20 protein-coding genes are annotated in these 18668 nt (G+C 64.1%); 9 read left to right on the plus strand and 11 right to left on the minus strand.

Features of this window, described 5'->3' with window-relative positions:
- Nucleotides 1-45: 45 nt before the first annotated feature.
- Nucleotides 46-1425, minus strand: coding sequence for a signal recognition particle protein (ffh, locus tag ISS97_RS21680; RefSeq protein ID WP_379984664.1), 1380 nt, complete (start codon nt 1423-1425; stop codon nt 46-48).
- A 107-nt stretch (nt 1426-1532) separates the two neighbouring features.
- Between ffh and ISS97_RS21685 the strand changes: the two genes are divergently transcribed.
- Both ISS97_RS21685 and ISS97_RS21690 read left to right on the plus strand, forming a co-directional pair.
- Nucleotides 1533-2330 carry a cytochrome C assembly family protein gene (locus ISS97_RS21685; protein WP_379984097.1) on the plus strand — a complete coding sequence of 266 codons (798 nt, stop codon included), beginning with the start codon at nt 1533-1535 and terminating at the stop codon, nt 2328-2330.
- Nucleotides 2331-2359: 29 nt separating this feature from the next.
- On the plus strand, nt 2360-2974 hold the full coding sequence (locus tag ISS97_RS21690) for a glutathione S-transferase family protein (RefSeq protein WP_379984096.1): 615 nt from the start codon (nt 2360-2362) through the stop codon (nt 2972-2974).
- A gap of 25 nt (nt 2975-2999) precedes the next feature.
- Here the strand turns inward: ISS97_RS21690 and ISS97_RS21695 are convergent, their stop codons facing one another.
- The 8 genes from ISS97_RS21695 to ISS97_RS21730 form a co-directional block, all read right to left on the minus strand.
- Entirely contained in the window at nt 3000-4691 is a 1692-nt protein-coding gene (locus ISS97_RS21695; protein ID WP_379984095.1) for a hydrogenase maturation protein, read from the minus strand.
- Nucleotides 4692-4893: 202 nt separating this feature from the next.
- Nucleotides 4894-6273 (minus strand): DNA repair protein RadA, encoded by a 1380-nt coding sequence (gene radA, locus ISS97_RS21700; RefSeq protein WP_379984094.1) that lies wholly within the window; start codon nt 6271-6273, stop codon nt 4894-4896.
- Between the two features lie 80 nt (nt 6274-6353).
- Nucleotides 6354-7442 carry an alanine racemase gene (alr, locus tag ISS97_RS21705; protein WP_379984093.1) on the minus strand — a complete coding sequence of 363 codons (1089 nt, stop codon included), beginning with the start codon at nt 7440-7442 and terminating at the stop codon, nt 6354-6356.
- A gap of 212 nt (nt 7443-7654) precedes the next feature.
- Nucleotides 7655-9049 carry a replicative DNA helicase gene (locus ISS97_RS21710; protein WP_379984092.1) on the minus strand — a complete coding sequence of 465 codons (1395 nt, stop codon included), beginning with the start codon at nt 9047-9049 and terminating at the stop codon, nt 7655-7657.
- A 199-nt stretch (nt 9050-9248) separates the two neighbouring features.
- Entirely contained in the window at nt 9249-9698 is a 450-nt protein-coding gene (gene rplI, locus ISS97_RS21715) for a 50S ribosomal protein L9 (RefSeq protein ID WP_379984091.1), read from the minus strand.
- A gap of 101 nt (nt 9699-9799) precedes the next feature.
- Nucleotides 9800-10030 (minus strand): 30S ribosomal protein S18, encoded by a 231-nt coding sequence (gene rpsR / locus ISS97_RS21720; RefSeq protein WP_090450590.1) that lies wholly within the window; start codon nt 10028-10030, stop codon nt 9800-9802.
- 14 nt (nt 10031-10044) lie between these two features.
- Nucleotides 10045-10470, minus strand: coding sequence for a 30S ribosomal protein S6 (gene rpsF / locus ISS97_RS21725; RefSeq protein WP_379984090.1), 426 nt, complete (start codon nt 10468-10470; stop codon nt 10045-10047).
- Nucleotides 10471-10736: 266 nt separating this feature from the next.
- Nucleotides 10737-11063, minus strand: a complete 327-nt coding sequence (locus ISS97_RS21730; RefSeq protein WP_379984089.1) for a HesB/IscA family protein — start codon at nt 11061-11063, stop codon at nt 10737-10739.
- Nucleotides 11064-11220: 157 nt separating this feature from the next.
- Here ISS97_RS21730 and asnS point away from each other — a divergent pair, with 157 nt between their 5' ends.
- The 7 genes from asnS (at nt 11221) to ISS97_RS21765 (ending at nt 17348) form a co-directional block, all read left to right on the plus strand.
- Nucleotides 11221-12621 (plus strand): asparagine--tRNA ligase, encoded by a 1401-nt coding sequence (asnS, locus tag ISS97_RS21735; protein WP_379984088.1) that lies wholly within the window; start codon nt 11221-11223, stop codon nt 12619-12621.
- A gap of 14 nt (nt 12622-12635) precedes the next feature.
- Nucleotides 12636-13514 carry a MalM family protein gene (locus tag ISS97_RS21740; RefSeq protein ID WP_379984087.1) on the plus strand — a complete coding sequence of 293 codons (879 nt, stop codon included), beginning with the start codon at nt 12636-12638 and terminating at the stop codon, nt 13512-13514.
- Nucleotides 13515-13545: 31 nt separating this feature from the next.
- Entirely contained in the window at nt 13546-13863 is a 318-nt protein-coding gene (locus tag ISS97_RS21745) for a hypothetical protein (protein WP_379984086.1), read from the plus strand.
- Between the two features lie 24 nt (nt 13864-13887).
- The gene (locus ISS97_RS21750) at nt 13888-14679 is read left to right on the plus strand and encodes an SDR family oxidoreductase (RefSeq protein ID WP_379984085.1); all 792 of its coding nucleotides are present in this window, start codon (nt 13888-13890) and stop codon (nt 14677-14679) included.
- A 114-nt stretch (nt 14680-14793) separates the two neighbouring features.
- Nucleotides 14794-16245 (plus strand): aldehyde dehydrogenase, encoded by a 1452-nt coding sequence (locus ISS97_RS21755; protein ID WP_379984084.1) that lies wholly within the window; start codon nt 14794-14796, stop codon nt 16243-16245.
- Nucleotides 16246-16254: 9 nt separating this feature from the next.
- The gene (can, locus tag ISS97_RS21760) at nt 16255-16923 is read left to right on the plus strand and encodes a carbonate dehydratase (protein WP_379984083.1); all 669 of its coding nucleotides are present in this window, start codon (nt 16255-16257) and stop codon (nt 16921-16923) included.
- Nucleotides 16920-17348 (plus strand): RidA family protein, encoded by a 429-nt coding sequence (locus ISS97_RS21765; RefSeq protein ID WP_379984082.1) that lies wholly within the window; start codon nt 16920-16922, stop codon nt 17346-17348. The genes can and ISS97_RS21765 overlap by 4 nt, the downstream gene beginning before the upstream one ends.
- A gap of 75 nt (nt 17349-17423) precedes the next feature.
- On the opposite strand, the gene ISS97_RS21770 is transcribed toward ISS97_RS21765, so the two are convergent.
- Nucleotides 17424-17678 carry a hypothetical protein gene (locus ISS97_RS21770; RefSeq protein WP_379984081.1) on the minus strand — a complete coding sequence of 85 codons (255 nt, stop codon included), beginning with the start codon at nt 17676-17678 and terminating at the stop codon, nt 17424-17426.
- 189 nt (nt 17679-17867) lie between these two features.
- Nucleotides 17868-18647: an N-formylglutamate deformylase gene (gene hutG / locus ISS97_RS21775; RefSeq protein WP_379984080.1), complete on the minus strand. Its 780-nt coding sequence runs from the start codon at nt 18645-18647 to the stop codon at nt 17868-17870.
- Nucleotides 18648-18668 lie beyond the last annotated feature (21 nt).

Consider the following 18668-nt stretch of genomic DNA (forward strand, 5'->3'; position numbering starts at 1 on the left):
GGAACGGGCATTTGGCGCTGAACCGGCCCTTCTCCTCACCCAGGCTTACCGCATCGGCGGCAGCCCACCCATGCCACCCATGCCCTTCATGGCGCCACGCATCTGCCGCAGCAGACCCTTGGTGCCGCCCTTGGAGAGCTTGGACATCATTTTTTCCATCTGCATGTACTGCTTGAGCAGACGGTTCACGTCGGCCGGCTGAGTGCCCGAACCGCGCGCCACACGGGCACGGCGCGAGCCGTTCAGCAGATCGGGATGGCGACGCTCTTTCTTGGTCATCGAACCGATGATCGCGACCATGCGCTTGATCTCGCCGTCGTTGACCTTGGATTTCACGTTGTCAGGCAGATTGGACACGCCCGGCAGCTTGTCCATCAGGCCGGCCAGGCCGCCCATATTGGACATCTGCTCGAGCTGGTCGCGCATGTCGTTGAGATCGAAGCGCTTACCCTTGATGACCTTCTCGGCCAGCTTCTGCGCCTTCTCCTGATCAACCTTGCGCTCGACCTCCTCCACCAGCGACAGCACGTCGCCCATGCCGAGGATGCGCTGAGCCACGCGGTCCGGATGGAACGGCTCCAGCGCGTCAGTCTTCTCGCCGGCGCCGAGGAACTTGATGGGACGGCCAGTGACATAGCGCACCGAAAGTGCGGCACCACCACGGGCATCACCATCGGTCTTGGTCAGCACCACGCCGGTGAGCGGCAGCGCTTCGGCAAAGGCCTTGGCGGTATTGGCCGCATCCTGACCGGTCATGGAGTCGACCACGAACAGGGTTTCGACTGGCGTGATCGCGGCGTGCAGCGCCTTGATCTCCGCCATCATCGCCTCGTCCACGTGCAGACGGCCGGCGGTATCCACCAGCAGCACGTCGACGACTTCGCGACGCGCGGCAGCGATCGCGTTCTTCGCGATATCCACCGGATTCTGGCCGGCTTCGGACGGGAAGAACTTCACGCCAACCTGTTCGGCCAGCGTGCGCAGCTGCTCGATAGCGGCCGGACGATAGACGTCGCAGCTCACCACCATCACTTTCTTTTTCTTGCGCTCGGTAAGGAAGCGCGCCAGCTTGGCGACGGTAGTGGTTTTACCGGCACCCTGCAGGCCCGCCATCAGCACCACGGCTGGCGGCTGCTGGGCCAGATTGAGCTCGGTATTGACCGTGCCCATGACTGCGGTCAGCTCGTCGCTGACCACCTTCACCAGGGCCTGACCCGGGCTCAGGCTCTTGAGCACTTCCTGGCCTACCGCGCGCACTTTCACGCGCTCGACCAGCGCCTGCACCACCGGCAGCGCTACATCGGCCTCGAGCAAGGCGATACGCACTTCGCGCAGCGACTCGCGAATGTTTTCCTCGGTCAGCCGCCCACGGCCGCGCAGGCGGTTGACGGTGGCGGAAAGGCGTTGGCTGAGCGACTCGAACATGGCGGAGTACGGCAGGTGGAAAGCGGACAAGTATAGCGGAGTGCGTCGCCGAGTCTGTGCCATACCGCATTCACCTGGACTCAGGCGCTATGCGACACTGCCGGGTCATGACCATCCACCTCTTCGCTCTGCTCGCTATCGCGCTCTATCTCGCTGCCGCGGGAGGTCTGGCGCGGCCGCTGCTGGGCGGCGGGCAGCCGCTGAACAAGTCGGCGCTGGGGCTGGCCGGCGCGGCCGTGCTGATCCATACCGGCATCCTGCTCGGCATCCATCGGGGGGCGGTGGACCTGCACTTCTTCGCCGCATTGTCGCTGGTCGCCTGCGTGGTCTCCGCCCTGACCTTGCTGGTGAACATGACCCGCCCCGTCGCCGCGCTCGGCGTGATCGTTTTCCCGCTCACCGCGCTGCTATTGGCCGCGGACAGCTACTTCGCCCCCGCCACCGCGCCGCTCGCGCTGGATTGGCAGATCAAGCTCCATGTGACGGTCGCCCTGCTGGCCTTCAGCGTGCTCTCAATCGCCGCCGTACTGGCCATCCTGCTGGCGGTGCAGGAGCGCGCGCTGCGCCATCGCCAATTCGGCCCTTGGCTGCGCGCCCTACCCCCGCTGACGCTGACCGAGACGTTGCTGTTTCGCCTGATCGGCGCCGGCTTCCTGCTGCTCACGCTGACGCTGCTCACGGGTGCGTTGTTCGTGGGCGATCTGTTCGGCCAGCACCTGATTCACAAGACCGTGCTTTCGATCATCGCCTGGCTGGTGTTCGGCGCCCTGCTGTTTGGACGCTGGCGCTATGGCTGGCGAGGACGCAGCGCCGTGAACCTCACCTTGATCGGTATGGGCGTGCTGCTGCTGGCGTTCTTCGGCACCAAGGCCGTACTGGAACTGATCCTTCATCGCACCGCCTGATCTTTACACGTCATGGCGCAGGAGCCTTCATGAAACTGATCGGCATGCTCGACTCGCCCTATGTCCGCCGCGCCGCGATCACCCTGACGCTGAAGGGCATTCCATTCGAACATCTGTCGCTGTCGCTGTCGGTGTTCCGCAACTTCGGTGAGTTCCAGTCGATCAACCCTCTGGTGAAAGCGCCCACGCTGATCGGCGATGAAGGCTGGCAGATGGTGGATTCGTCGATGATCATCGACTGGGCCGAATCCGTCGGCACCGGCGCCAGCCTGATGCCGAGCGAGCCTGCGGCGCGCCTGCGCGCACTGCGCCTGCTCGGGCTCGCGCTGACGGCTTGCGAGAAAAGCGTGCAAATCGTCTACGAAGGCAAGCGCGACGAGAACCATCGCGATCCGGCATGGCTAAGCCGCGTCCAAGGCCAGCTCACCTCGGCGTATGCGGCGCTCGAACAGGAAGCCACCGGCCGCAACGGCTGGCTGATTGGCGAAACACTGACACAGGCAGATATCACCGTGGCGGTTGCCTGGGGTTTTACCCAGCTGATGCAGCCGGAGTTGATCATCACCGCGCGCCACCCCGCGCTTGCCGCATTGTCGGCACGCGCGGAGCAGTTGCCCGCTTTCATGGCGCTGCCGCCGACCTGAGTCGACGGCAGCCATGCGAACGCGCTCAGGCGCGCTCGGCCGCCATGCCATCCACGACAACATCCTGCTTGCGCACAAAAGCGCGGCGAGCCAGGTGATAAGCCGGATCCGGCCCGAAGAAATTACGCTGCATCTCCGCCAGCTCCTCTTCGGCGTAACGCTCTAGCGGCTTGCTGTGCTCATCGTTGCGCCGATGCTCGGCCTTGTCGGATAGCGTCTTGCGCCACAGCCGGACTTCGTTGCCCGATGCCAGCTCCGCTTCGACGGCTTCAAGCAGGTTATGCCCCGACAGAACGCCGTCAAGCAAACCGATGCGCCGCGCGCGTGACGTGCCCAGAGGCAGCAGGGATTCCGTCAGCAGTCGCGCCGCCGTATCGCCTACGCGCTTGGGCAGCAGGTAGGTCCAGTACTCCGAACCGTATAAGCCACCCATGCCTTTGTAATGGGGATTGAGCACGATGCCTTCCCGCGCGTAGACGCGATCCGCCGCCAACGCCAGGATCACGCCGCCCGCCCCCGCATTGCCGCGCATCAGCGCGACTGTGCGCTTGTCGTCGGTCAACACGATCTCACGCACCAGCGCATTCATAGCCAGGATGTTGTTCCACGATTCCTGCGCGGGATCGGCGGCGGCCTCGATCGCATTGAGGTCGATGCCGTTGGACCAGAAATCCTCACCACCACACAGCACGAGAGTACGCGTGGGTCGTGAACGCGCATGCCGATAGGCCGCCAGCAGGCGCTCCAGCACGACGGTACTCATCGCGCCATTCATCAGATCGAAAGACAGATAACCGTTGTGTCCCTGCTCGCGATAGCGGATTGTCTGCCAGGTAGATACCGACGGCCGTGCATGGGGAGCGAGACTGCGCTCTGGCACGTCGGCCAGCCGATCCTCGAGTACCTGGGTGGCGGGCAATTTGATGTCGTATCGCGGATCGCCCTGGCGCAGCCCCTGACGACGGCGCAGATGACTGATCCAAAGCGCACCGTCGCCGCAGGCAACACACACCGCGCCGTCGCGCTTCGCGAGCAACTCACCTGGCCGGCCGCGCAAACGCCCCTCCGGATGCGCGCCATAGAGACGCACCTTGACGCCCGCAAGCGTGGCCAGCAGGCCAGGCGCACTGTCGGCGGAACGGATATGCCGCAACACCCGCTCCAGCGGTGCATCCCAGTCGATCTGGCGATCGGCTTGCCGGCACGGCGGCCGCTCGCGGCCGCTTGCCGCCGGGATATAGGCACCAAAAGGTGGACGCTCGCCAGCCTGGAATCGCTCGAGCGCTTCATGGACTGCCAGCATTGCGGTGTCGGTGGTTTCGCTGCGGTAGATCGTGCTCTTGCTGGCCTCGCGCAACGGAAATTCCCGGTGCGCCCAGATCGGCCCGCCGTCCATTTCCTCGCGCGCTTCCAGCACAGTCACGCCCCACGAAGGCTCGCCTTCCAGCATCGCCCAATCCAGCGCCGAGGGACCGCGGTCGCCGGGAATACCGGGGTGCACGATCAGGCAGGTGTACTTGCGCCACACGCTGGCTGGAATGGCGGACTTGAGCATCGGCGCAAGGATCAGGTCCGGACGAAACCGTTGCGCCGCCGCCTCCATCTGCGAACCGTGACTGACCTCGGCGATATCGAGGTGATGCCCGAGTTCTTCCAGCTCGACCTGGGCGCGTTGAGACAATCCGTTGTGGCGAGTGCACAGAAACAAAATCCGCATGTCGCTCTCCTTGATAAGTGCGTTGTCACGCACGGGAGCGGCGATGCTGACAGTGGCCCGGGCCGGCGACGTTGATCCATTGCACAGCCCGATAAAGGCGCATCGTGCGCCGAAGAATCGATCGACGAGTGCGCCCGGAACGCCTATGAATTCACAAGGATTCCACGCGTGACATGCTGCACGTGCGACATTCGAAATGAACCTATCGCGTGGCGTCAATAGCCTGTGCAAGACGCTCCACGCCAACCACTTCCATGTCACCTACACGGCCTTTCTTGGGTGCGTTCGCCTTCGGCACGATGGCCCGCTGGAAGCCGTGATGCGCCGCCTCTTTCAGGCGCTCTTCGCCATTCGGAACGGGACGTATCTCACCCGACAAACCCACTTCGCCAAAGGCCACGGCTTTTTCCGGCAACGGGCGATCGCGCAGGCTGGACAGCACCGCCAACAGCACTGGTAAATCAGCCGCGGTTTCCTGCACACGAATACCACCCACCACGTTGACGAACACATCCTGGTCGTACGCAGCTACGCCGCCGTGCCGGTGCAGCACCGCCAGCAACATCGCCAACCGGTTCTGCTCAAGGCCCAATGCCACGCGACGTGGATTGCCCAGCGACGACTGGTCCACCAGCGCCTGCACTTCCACCAGCAGCGGGCGCGTGCCTTCGCGGGTCACCATCACCGCACTGCCCGAGGTCGGCCCCGCATGTGCGGAGAGGAAGATCGCCGAAGGATTAGGCACTTCGCGCAGCCCTTTCTCGGACATCGCGAACACGCCCAGTTCGTTCACCGCGCCGAAGCGATTCTTGAAAGCGCGCAGCACGCGGAAGCGGCTGCCCGATTCGCCTTCGAAATACAGCACCGCATCCACCATGTGCTCCAGCACGCGCGGACCGGCAATGCCGCCTTCCTTAGTGACATGCCCTACCAGGAATACCGAAGTACCGGTCTCCTTGGCGAAACGCGTGAGCTTGGCGGCCGATTCGCGCACCTGGCTGACCGAACCTGGCGCAGCGGTGAGCAGCTCCGTCCAGATGGTCTGGATGGAATCGATCACCAGCACGCGCGGACGCGAAGCCACTGCCTGTTCGAGAATGCGCTCGATGCAGGTCTCGGCCAGCGCGTGCAGCGGTCCCAGCGGCAAGTCCAGTCGCTGCGCGCGGGCAGCCACCTGCCCCAGCGACTCCTCGCCGGTCACGTAAACACTGGATAGCTGCTCGCCAAGCTTGCCGAGCATTTGCAGCAGCAGGGTCGATTTGCCGATGCCCGGATCGCCGCCGATCAGCACGACCGAGCCATCCACCAGTCCGCCACCGAGCACGCGATCCAGCTCGCCAATACCGGTGAACGTGCGCATTTCGGCTGTCAGCGCGACCGACGTCAACGGCGTCACTTTGGGCGCCCCGGCTGCCGCACCGGCATAGCCACTGCTGCGCGCAGCACCCGCGGACTTCACCGCCGGCTGTACCACGAATTCGCTCAGCGTGTTCCAGGCACCGCATTCAATGCACTGGCCCTGCCATTTCGAATGCTCCGCGCCGCAATCGGCACAGACATAGGCGGTTTTGGCTTTGGCCATGAAGATTCCCTGCGGACGGAAAAGGCGAGCTTAGCCCGCCGCCATCGCAAACCGCGAGACGCAGCCGCCGCGATAACGAGTCAGTTTTCGTCTTCGACGAACAGCACGCGCTTGGTCATGCCACAGGTAAGGTCATAAGAGATCGTGCCGGCCTGTGCCGCGATGTCTTCCACCGGAAGCTCCGGCCCCCACAGGGTCACCCGGTCGCCGACCTTGGCCTGCGGTGCATCACGCAGATCCAGCGTGATCAGATCCATCGAGACGCGGCCGACCAGCGGCACCCGCCGATCGCCCACCAGCACCGGCGTGCCTGACACCGCACTGCGCGGATAGCCATCGCCATAGCCAACGGCGGCGACGCCGATGGGCATGTCTTCCGGGCAGGTCCAGATGCCGTTGTAGCCGATACGCTCACCACGGCGGATGTGATTGATCGCTACCAGACGCGTATGGAGGGTCATGGCCGGGCGAAAGCCGAAATCGGCCCCGGTCTTACCCGCCACGACCGATAGGCCATACAGCAAACCGCCCGTGCGCACCCAATCGGCGCGCGCCTCGGGCCAGCCCAGCACGCCCGCGGAATTGGACAGGGCGCGCGGCCCGCTCAGGCCGGCAGTGGCTTCACTGAAACGGAGGATCTGTGCCGGCGTCTCCGTGCCTTCGAATTCCTCCGACTCGGAGAAATGCGTGAGCAATCCGATTTCCGGATCGATACCCGGCATCGCTGCCAGCCGCGCATACACCTCTGCCGCGCGTTCGGGCGCAAAGCCGAGCCGATGCATGCCACTGTCCACTTTCAGCCAGACCCGCAGCAGCCCGCGTGCCGGAGAAGCGTCGGCCAGCCATTGCAATTGCGACTCATGGTGGATCGCCGCATCGAGCTGCAGACGCTGCATTTCCGCGATATCACCGGCGCGATCGGGACCGGACAACACCACGATGCGCTGACGATGTCCGGCCGCGCGCAGACGCAGGCCGTCACCCTGGGCTGCCACAGCGAAAGCATCTGCCGCACCATCTAGCGCACGCGCCACCCGCTCCAGCCCGTGGCCATAGGCATCGGCCTTGACCACCGCCATCACCTTGGCCGGCGCCGCCATCTCCTTGATGCGGGCGAGATTGTGGCGCAGGGCGCCGAGATGGATGGTGGCGACGGTAGTGCGGCTCATGATTCCAGTTTGGCCGCGACGCGCAGACGGCGGCTTCGTAGCTAGGGGAAAGCCGGACGAGGCTCAACGGCTCCGGCGGACCTAAACAACGCGAGAGGTTACCAGCCCTCGCCGCCGTCCATCTCCAACCTTAGGGCCGGGGCCGGATGGGCAGGTGGCGCGATCGGGGAAATTTGCGGGCAAGGTTTCCCTTACCCGCATGATGCTTGCCGTTACTCGAAAGCGCCGACGAAGGAGTCCGGTGCGTAATTCTCGAACTTGGTGTAGTGCCCCAGGAAGGTCAGCTTCACCGTGTCGGTAGGACCGTTACGCTGCTTGCCGATGATGATCTCGGCCAAGCCTTTGTCCGGCGATTCCTTGTTGTAGTACTCGTCGCGGTAGATGAACATGATCACGTCCGCATCCTGCTCGATAGCGCCGGATTCGCGCAGGTCGGACATCATCGGGCGCTTGTCGGCGCGCTGTTCCAACGAGCGGTTGAGCTGCGACAGCGCAATCACCGGGCAGTTGAGCTCCTTCGCCAGACCCTTGAGCGAACGCGAGATCTCTGAAATCTCGGTCGCGCGGTTTTCCTTGTTACCGGGCACCTGCATCAGCTGCAGGTAGTCGACCACGATCAGGCCGAGACCACCGTTTTCGCGATGGATACGGCGCGAGCGCGAACGCATTTCCACCGGCGAGAGGCCTGGCGTGTCGTCGATAAAGATCTTCGCCTCGGACAGGATCGCGATGGCGTTGGTGACGCGCGGCCAATCTTCTTCGGCGAGATCGCCATTGCGCAGATGTTGCTGATGGATACGCCCGATCGAGGAAATCATACGGAAGGCCAGCTGCGAGGCCGACATTTCCATCGAGAAGATCACCACCGCCTTCTTGCCACGTAATGCGGCGGCTTCGGCGATGTTGACTGAGAACGCCGTCTTGCCCATCGACGGACGCGCCGCGACGATGATCAAGTCCGACGGCTGCAGGCCGGACGTCAGCTCATCGAGATCGGTAAACCCGGTAGAGATACCGGTGAGCTGGCCGCGATTCTCGTAACGCTCGGACAGCAGGCGGAAGGCATCCTTGACCGCCTCGCGCATGGTGACTGTGTCTTTTTTGCCGCGCGCGCCGGACTCAGCGATCTTGAACACGCGCTGCTCGGCGCTTTCCAGCACCTCCTGCACGCTCTTGCCCTCGGGACGGTAGCCGTCCTCGGTGGTTTCGACGCCGGCGTCGATCAGCTGCCGCAGGATGGACTTCTCGCGCACGATATCGGCATAGGCACCGATATTCGCGGCGCTCGGCGTGCCGTTCGCCAGCTCGATCAGGTACGCCGCACCGCCGACCATTTCGGCCAGGTTGTTGGCCTCGAACCAATCGCCCAGGGTCACCGCGTCACAGGGCATGCCCTTGTTCGCCAGCTCGGTGATGGCGCGCCAGATCAGGCGGTGGTCCTTGCGGTAGAAATCCTGTTCGCCGAGGCGGTCGGCCACCTTGTCCAGCGCGTCCGGGGCCAGCATCAGGCCACCCAGCACCGCCTGTTCCGCATCGATGGAATGCGGCGGCACACGCAGCGCCTCAATGGCGGCGTTGCCGGACTTGCGATCGGGTGCAAAGGACATCGAGTCTCCTCGCGACATGGCGGGCGAGTCCGACCAACGTTGGTCGTCGGACTCAGAGGATACGCGGCGTTTTCTCATGCGGCGAGACAATAACTCTGTGGATAAGCTGTGGGTCGCGGTGGATAAAACCGCGTTGCCCACCAAAGCAAACGGGCGCCCGAGGGCGCCCGTCTGGATCAATGCAGGCGATGGGTTCGGCTTACTTCTCGCCGACCACGATCACCTTGACCGAGCTCTGCACGTCGGCGTGCAGCGCGATCACGACGTCGAACTCGCCGGTGGCGCGGATCGGGCCTTCGCCCTGGATCACTTCGTTCTTGTGCACGTCATGACCGGCGGCCTGCAGGGCCTCGGAGATTTCACGCGGACCGACCGAGCCGTACAGCTTGCCTTCCGGGCTGGAGTGCGCGGCGATGGTCACCGACACGTCGACCAGCTTGGCCTGGCGAGCCTGAGCATCGGACAGCTGCTTGTTGGCCTTGGCCTCGTACTCGGCGCGACGCTTCTCGAAGGCTTCGAGGTTAGCGGCGTTGACCGGCACAGCCTTGCCCTGCGGCAGCAGGTAGTTACGGCCGTAACCCGGCTTGACCTTGACCTTGTCGCCCAGGTTGCCGAGGTTGCGGACTTTTTCGAGAAGAATCAGTTCCATGGTGGTTCCTTTTCGTTAGCACCGGTGTGGCCCGATGCAGCCGTGGACGGTTGTCCGAAGGGTTGACCGCCACGCCCGGCCGGAGCCGGGCGCGGTTTCGATCAGACGTCGTGGTTGTCGGTGTAAGGCAGCAGCGCCAGGAAGCGTGCACGCTTCACAGCGATGGCCAGCTGACGCTGGTAGCGAGCCTTGGTACCGGTGATGCGGCTGGGAACGATCTTGCCGTTCTCAGTGATGTACTGGCGCAGGGTGTTGAGATCCTTGTAGTCGATCTCTTTGACCTTTTCGGCCGTGAAGCGGCAGAACTTGCGGCGGCGGAAGAACTTGGACATGTCGTGGCTCCTGATCAGTCGTCGCTGTCGCGATCGTTGTCGTCACGGCCGCCGCGGCGGTCGTCACCATCGCTGTCGTCATCGCGGCGACGCGAAGACTTGGCATCATCCTTTTCCTTGGACTTCAGGATGAAGGACTGCTCGGTATCGGCTTCGTCGCGCTTGATCACGAGGTGGCGCAGCACGGCGTCGTTGAAGCGGAAACCCGACTCCAACTCGTTCAGCGCGTTCTGGCTGACTTCGATGTTGAGCATGACGTAGTGAGCCTTCGCCAGGTTCACGATCGGGTACGCCAGCTGGCGGCGGCCCCAATCTTCCAGGCGATGGATCTTGCCGCCGTCGGTTTCGATCAGCGACTTGTAGCGCTCGATCATGGCCGGGACCTGCTCGCTCTGGTCAGGGTGGACCAGGAACACAACTTCGTAATGACGCAGGGTCATTGATAGGTAACTCCTTGTGGATGCGGCCTTGCGGCCTCGCAGCCTCCCGTCGGTACGGTGAGGCAAGGTCCTGTCCGGGCCTTTTAAGCCTGGACAGAAGCGGAATTGTAAGCGGGCGCAGGTGCTTGGCGCAAGCGACTGAAAATATTGGAGGTAGGTGCCTGCCCTGTGGGCGACAGACCGGCAGGGTCGCCTTTTGTAGACCTGTCGGCACCCGGCCCCGCTTTGCAGGGCGTTCGCGCACAGGGTGCGCTCCTACGGGAGGCTCAGGCGACGGTGAAACTCTCGCCGCAGCCGCATTCTCCGGTGGCGTTGGGGTTGTGGAAGACGAAGCTCGCGTTCAGGCCCTGGCGCTGGAAGTCGATCACGGTGCCGTCCACCAAGGGCAGACTCTTGGGATCGACAATCAGGCGCACGCCATCCACTTCGACCGTCTGGTCGTCGGCAGTCACGCTGTCGGCCAGGTCCACCACATAGGCGAAACCCGAGCAACCGGTGCGCTTCACGCCGAACCGCACACCGGCCGCAGCTGGCGTGCTGGCCAGGAACTGGCGCATGCGTTCGTTGGCGGCGGGTGTGATGGTGATGGTCATGGCTGTGATCTGAAGTGCGGAAATAACCGCCGGAACCGTCGCGGTTCGGGCGAAGCCTACATTATCATGCCGGTTTGCCCCGAAATGACCTGCCTCGCGGCGCATTTCGTCCCGGTTCCACGTGCCAGATGCGGCGCATAAGCAGGAGTTTCAATCCATGACGGTGGTCAGCGTCAAACAGGCTCTTTCCGGCAAGATCGAAGCCGGCAGCAAAGTTACGGTGCAAGGCTGGGTACGTACCCGCCGCGACTCCAAGGCTGGCCTGTCCTTCGTCAATATCACCGACGGCTCCTGCTTCGCCCCGATCCAGGCGGTGGTCCCGGCCACGCTGGACAATTACGAGAATGAGGTGAAGCACCTCACTGCGGGCGCTGGCCTGATCGTCAGCGGCACCCTGGTGCCCTCGCAGGGCCAGGGCCAGAGCTTCGAACTACAAGCCGAGAGCGTGCAGGTCACCGGCTTTGTCGACGACCCGGAAACCTATCCGATCCAGCCGAAGCAGCACTCCATGGAATTCTTGCGCGAGGTCGCCCACCTGCGCCCGCGCACCAACCTGTTCGGCGCAGTGACCCGCGTGCGCCACACCATGATGACGGCGATCCATCGCCATCTCACCGAACAGGGGTTCTTCTGGATCAATACGCCGATCATCACCACCTCTGATGCCGAAGGTGCCGGCGACATGTTCCGCCTGTCCACGCTGGATCTGGCCAACCTGCCGCGCGACGACAAGGGCAAGATCGATTTCCGCAAGGATTTCTTCGGCCGCGAAGCCTTCCTCACCGTGTCCGGTCAGCTCAACGTCGAGGCCTACGCACTGGCGATGAGCAAGGTCTACACCTTCGGCCCGACCTTCCGCGCCGAGAACTCCAACACGCCGCGTCATCTGGCTGAGTTCTGGATGGTGGAGCCGGAAATCGCCTTCGCCGACCTGGCCGCCGACGCCGACTGCGCCGAAGCTTTCCTCAAGGCGATCTTCAAGGCCGTGCTGGACGAGCGTGCAGACGACATGGCGTTCTTCGCCGAGCGTGTGTTGCCCGAGGCCGTCACGCGCCTGGAGAACTTCATCGCCCAGCCGTTCGAGCGTATCGACTACACCGACGCGGTCGAGATCCTGAAGAAGTCCGGCCAGAAGTTCGAGTTCCCGGTGGCCTGGGGCATCGACCTGCAGACCGAGCACGAGCGCTACCTGGCCGAAAAACATGTCGGCCGCCCGGTGGTCGTGATGAACTACCCGGAGCAAATCAAAGCCTTCTACATGCGCCTCAACGACGACGAGAAAACCGTCGCCGCCATGGACGTGCTCGCCCCGGGCATCGGCGAGATCATCGGCGGCAGCCAGCGCGAGGAGCGCCTGGACTACCTCGACCGCCGCATGGCCAAGTTCGGTCTCGATGCCGCCACTTATGGCTGGTACCGTGACTTGCGCCGCTACGGCAGCGTGCCGCATGCCGGTTTCGGGCTCGGCTTTGAGCGCCTGCTGGTTTATGTTTGCGGCTTGTCCAACATCCGAGACGCCATTCCCTATCCGCGTGCGGCGGGAACGGCAGAGTTCTGACAACGATCCGAGTCATGCTCCAGCGCCAACCGGTACTCACCCTACTGCTGCTTGTCCTCACTTTGCTGCTTGGCGCCTGCCATACCGCAAAGATCCTGGTGCCGCCCAATCTGCGGCCGCCGGAGGAAAACAGCTCCGCGCTGGATCAGGCCAGGACAGCGCTGCAGCAGGCCACGCCCTGCTGCAGCAGCTTCGCGGACTTCTCGTTCCAGACGCCCATGCCCTGGCAGCCCAAGGAGTTCGAACTGGGCCCGGGCAGCATGGTGGCCAGCATCAACGGTGAGCGCAGCTATTTCCTCGCCTTCCGCTTGCCCTCCGACACCAAGCTGCCTTACCGCGTGGCGCTAAAGTCGGAATTGAACGGCCGCTGGTTGCGCGCCAGTTATCTGTTCGCCCCCACCGTGACCCTGCTCGACGAAGGTTTCCAGCCGATCAGCACGGAAGACGTCGGCCTGTGCGAGCACATGGGCTGGACCAGCGAAACCACCGGCGCGTTCGGCAGCATCAAGGTGACCAACAAGCAGGCGCGCTATCTGGTGCTGTACAGCTCGGCCAAGCAGCAGTCCGGCAGCACCTATTGGGAGCAGTCGCCGGCCGCCTTCTCCGCCGAGGCGCCGGTGAAGATGGCCGCCGCCGGCAACTTCCGCATCCCACACGGACCGGATGGCTCGGTATGGATCGGCCTGATGAACAAGACCTATGCCGACGCCGTCGACAACGCCATCTGCGCCAAGGCGCAGAAGGGCGACGGCGTGCTGAATACCTTGCGCACCGTCCTGCCCCTCGCGCCGCTATGGCCGGGCACCAGTCCCACCACCGACGACAAATCGGCGACGGAAACCAAACCCGCCGGCCAGGGCGGCGACAGCAAGCCCACCGGCACCAGCAACTAGCCGGTCGCCGGCTTCCAGGAAACAGAACCGCATGATCACGCTTTACCTATCACTGCTGTTCGCCGGCGTGGTGTTCTTCCTGCTGCACTTCCTGGCGCAGTACCGCATTGCCGTATTGATGCGCACGCGGCACGCGGCGCAATGGCAGATCATTGCCGAGCCCGAAGGCAACCAGAAACCCGGCCTGCTGCGTGTATGGATGAGACTGCAGCTTGCGCTGCGCTCGCCCATCCTGCCGGCGCTGGAAGATGCAGCCATCACTCGCTGGCGACGCGTCTGGCGTTATTGTCCCTGGGCTGCGTGGCTGTGCTGGTTCGCCGCGCTGAGCATGCAGTGGATGGCACGCTGACCCGCAATCGACAGGAGTAACACGATGCAGCTGGATTTAAGCGGACGCCATGCCCTCGTCTGCGGCGCCTCGCAAGGCATCGGCCGGGCAACCGCCATCGAGCTGGCCCAACTCGGCGCCAATGTCACCGTGCTAGCGCGCTCCGCCGATACCTTGAAAGCGCTCGTCGACACCCTGCCGCGCACGCATGCCGAACAGCAGCATCGCTGGCATGCCGCCGACATGCTCGACACCGCGCGGCTGCTCACCGCAGCGACCGATGTCGCGGCCACCGAACCGGTGCAGATCCTCATCAACAACACCGGTGGCCCGCCCGGCGGCGCCGCGCATACGGCCGATCCAGCCGCATTCGAGGCAGCCTTCCGCCAGCATGTGCTGGCCGGCCAGGCGTTGGTGCAATCGGTACTGCACGGCATGCGCGCCAGCGGCTACGGCCGCATCGTCAACGTGATCTCCACTTCGGTGAAAGAGCCGATTCCCGGCCTGGGCGTCTCCAACACCATCCGCGCCGCGGTGGCGGCCTGGGCCAAGACCCTGTCCAGTGAACTCGCCGCCGATGGCATCACCGTCAACAACGTACTGCCGGGCTACACCCGCACCGGCCGACTGGATGGCCTCCTGGAGGCCCAGTCCGCCAGCACCGGCCGCAGCAAGGAAGAACTCGCGCGCGGCATGCTCGCCACGGTACCGGCCGCCCGCTTCGGCGAACCCGAGGAGATCGCCTCGGTGATCGCCTTCCTGTGTACGCCCGCCGCGGCGTACGTCAACGGCGTGAGCATTGCGGTGGACGGCGGGCGCACGCGGGCGTTGAGCTGATTGGAACGATGAACGGCAAAGGCTTCGAGCTTTCCAAGCCGGCGCTCCCGTACTCCGATCCACATACTCCCCCGTCCGGTGCAATCGCCGGCTGCACGAATTAAGCTTGCACGAATGCCAAGCCTGCGCCTTGCCAACCTCATCGACGGTCGCCTGCAGGCGCCGCGCCGGGATCGTTGGCTCGATGTGTTCGAGCCAGCCACCGGCGAGGTTTTTGCGCTTTGCCCCGATTCCGATAGCGACGATGTCGCCGCCGCCGTAGCCGCCGCACAGCGCGCGGCGCCCGCGTGGGCCGCGGCATCCACCGAACAGCGCGCCCGCTTGCTCCACCGGCTGGCCGACCTGATCGAAGCCCGCCTCGATGAGGTCGCCGCGCTGGAATCGCGCGACAGCGGCAAGCTGCTTAGCCTCGCGCGCAGCCTCGACATTCCTCGCGCGGTGAGCAACCTGCGCTACTTCGCTGCGGCGGTGGTGCCGTGGAGCAGCGAGTCGCATGCGATGGAACTTGGCGCGATCAACTACACGCTGCGCCAGCCACTCGGCGTAGTCGGCTGCATCAGCCCATGGAACCTGCCGCTCTATCTGTTCACCTGGAAGATCTCACCCGCACTTGCCGCCGGCAACACCGTGGTGGCGAAACCTTCCGAGATCACGCCATGCACAGCCGCACTGCTGGGCGAGTTGAGCATCGAAGCCGGCTTCCCCGCGGGCGTGTTGAACATCGTGCAGGGCAGCGGTCCGAGTGTGGGCCAGGCCATCGTGGAGCACCCCGGGATCAAGGCGGTGTCGTTTACCGGCAGCACAAAAACAGGCGCCCAGATCGCCAAGGCTGCCGCGCCGCACTTCAAGAAGCTCTCGCTGGAACTTGGCGGCAAGAACCCCGCCATCGTGTTTGCCGACGCCGATCTCAGCGAGGCCAACCTCGACACCATCGTGCGCTCCGGCTTCGCCAACCAGGGCGAGATCTGCCTGTGCGGCTCGCGCCTGCTGGTGCAACGCGCGATCTACGACAGCTTCCGCGAACGCTACCTCGCGCGCGTACGCGCGTTGCGTGTCGGCGACCCGCTCGACGCCTCCAGCGATCTGGGCGCGCTCGTTTCCCAACCGCACTTCGAAAAGGTGATGGCTTGCATCGCGCAGGCGCGCGACGAAGGCGGCAGCATCGTCTGCGGCGGTGAGGCCATCACGCTACCCGGCGCCCACGCCGGCGGCTGGTATGTCGCCCCTACGGTCATCGAAGACCTTGCTTCCGATGCAATCACCAACCAGCAGGAAATCTTTGGCCCCGTGGTCAGCCTGATTCCGTTCGATGATGAGGCTGAAGCACTCGCCATCGCCAACGGCACCGGCTATGGCCTGGCCGCCTCGCTCTGGACCACCGACCTGGCACGCGCGCATCGCTTCGGCGCGCAGCTCGACTTCGGCATTGTGTGGATCAACTGCTGGCTGCTGCGCGACCTGCGCACGCCTTTTGGCGGCACCAAGCAATCCGGACTCGGCCGCGAAGGCGGCGTGGAAGCACTGCGCTTCTTTACCGAACCCAAAAATATTTGCATCCGTTACTGAGAGCGTCCCTTGAAAAGCCCCTTGCAAGACCTGCTCGACAGCAACCGCCGCTGGTCGGCGGCCGTACGCGCGGAAGACCCGCGCTTCTTTGAACGACTCGCCCAGCAACAGGCGCCCAGGTATCTGTGGATCGGCTGCTCCGATTCACGCGTACCGGCCACGCAGATCGTCGATCTGCCGCCGGGCGACATCTTCGTGCAGCGCAATGTCGCCAACGTGGTATCGCACACCGACCTGAACTGCCTCAGCACCATCCAATTCGCCGTCGACGTGCTCAAGGTCGAGCACATTCTCGTGGTGGGTCACTACGGCTGCGGTGGCGTGCAGGCAGTGCTGGACGACCGCCGTCTGGGCCTGGTCGACAATTGGCTTCGCCATGTGGGTGATGTCGCGCAGAAGCACACCGGCATGCTGGCCTCGCTCGACCTGATGCATCTGCGTAACAGCCGCCTGTGCGAACTCAACGCGATCGAACAAGTGGTCAATGTCTGCCGCACCACGATGGTGATGGATGCGTGGGAGCGCGGCCAGAAACTGTCCGTGCATGCCTGGTGCTACAGCCTGTTCGATGGCCATGTGAACGACCTGGGCATGCACGTCAGTTCGCGCGAGGAACTGCTCCCTGCTTACGAACAGGCTCTGCAGCGGCTGATGCAAGTGCAGGAACCGCAGCGATGAGCAACGTCGTGCGCACCGACAGCGCGCCGGCGCCAGTCGGCGCCTATCCGCATGCGCGGCGCGTGGGCCAGTTGTTGTTTCTCTCCGGCGTCGGTCCGCGTACGCCCGGCAGTAACGCCATTCCCGGCAACGTATATGACGCCGATGGCAAGGTGGCCAGCTACGACATCGAAGCGCAATGCCGGCAGGTATTCGCCAACGTGCGTGCGGTACTCGAAGCCAGCGGTGCTCACTGGGAAGATCTGGTCGACGTGACGGTGTACCTCACCGACATGGCGCGCGATTTCACTACTTACAATCGGCTCTACGCAGAGTACTTCGCAGGCGTCGATGCCTGCCGCACCACCCTCGGCATCACGGCGCTTCCCACGCCCATCGCGATCGAACTGAAATGCATCGCCGCACTACCTCAGGCGCCGGGCTGAGCATCGTCAAACAGCGCGCATGAAAAAGCCCCGCCGGCTTGGCCGGCGGGGCTTTGGCGTACCAGCGAGGCTCGATTACTTGCCGGCAGCCGGAGCAGCCGGAGCGGCGGCAGCAGCGTCAGCAGCCGGAGCGGCATCGGCGGTCGCAGCGGCGGCCTTCTTGTGGTGGGTGCTGCTCTTCTTGTGGTGCTGCTTGCCCGCATGATGGGCAGCGGCCGGCGTCTTGGTCGCCGCAGCCGCCTGCGGAGCAGCCGCAGCGTCCTGGGCAAACACAGAACCGGAAAGAGCCACGCCGGCAACGAGCAGGGAAGCGATCGCAAGTTTACGCATGTTAGTGAGCCTCGAAACGAAGATGGCCGCGGACCCGGCCGGAACCCGGCGACGCGGGTGGCGCGGCGGAAGCAACATTGCACGTTTCGTAGCGTATCGGAACTGAATATTTTTGCGTTTGCCGCCTTGTTGTCGCCGCTGACTTATTGACTTTCCATAGCGCCGACTTCGCTTCGAAATTACTTGCGATCAATCGAGGCAGCGTTGCAGTAGTTGTCCGATCAGTACCTGCAGGCGCGCCGCCTTGCCTTCGTCATAAGCGAAGTTGTCCTCGTCCATATAGTTCAACTGCGCCAGCTCCAGCTGGACGGTCTGCACGCCTTGTCCAGGCTGTGCGTAATGCCGGGTGATATAGCCACCCTTGAAGCGACCGTTGATCACGAAACGGTAATCGGACTGCGCTTCCAGCCGATCCCGCAGACCCTGCTGCAATGCTTCGTCGCAGCTGGCACCGTCCGCCGTACCCAGGTTGAGGTCGGGCAGCTGTCCTTCGAACAACATCGGCACGCGGCTGCGGATGGAATGCCCCTCCCACACCACCACGCGACCATGGGCTTGCTTCAGTCGCGCAATTTCCTGCGATATCGCCTGGTGATAAGGCTTCCAGAATTCGTTTACTCGCCGTTGAACTTCGGCGACATCGGGCTCGGCACCGTCCCTATACAACGGCTCGCCATCGAAACCGATGGTGGATACCAGCCCGGTTTCCCGCTGCCCCGGATACAACGCATGCCCATCCGCCGGCCGATTGAGATCGACCACATAGCGCGAGGCCAGCGGTCGCAGCACGCTGGCACCGAGCGCCTTCGCCAACGGCTCATACAGCCGGCCCACATGCCAATCGGTATCCGGCGAACGCTGCGCATAAGGGTGCATGCGCGCAGCGATGTCCGGCGGAATGAAGCTGCCGTCGTGCGGCAGGCTGATCAGCAGCGGCGTGCTGCCTTGGTGCAGAGTGAAGGTTTCCATCCGCGCAGTTTAGCCGTGAGG

The sequence above is a fragment of the Dyella koreensis genome (assembly GCF_044904565.1).
GTDB classification, from domain to species: domain Bacteria; phylum Pseudomonadota; class Gammaproteobacteria; order Xanthomonadales; family Rhodanobacteraceae; genus Dyella_D; species Dyella_D koreensis.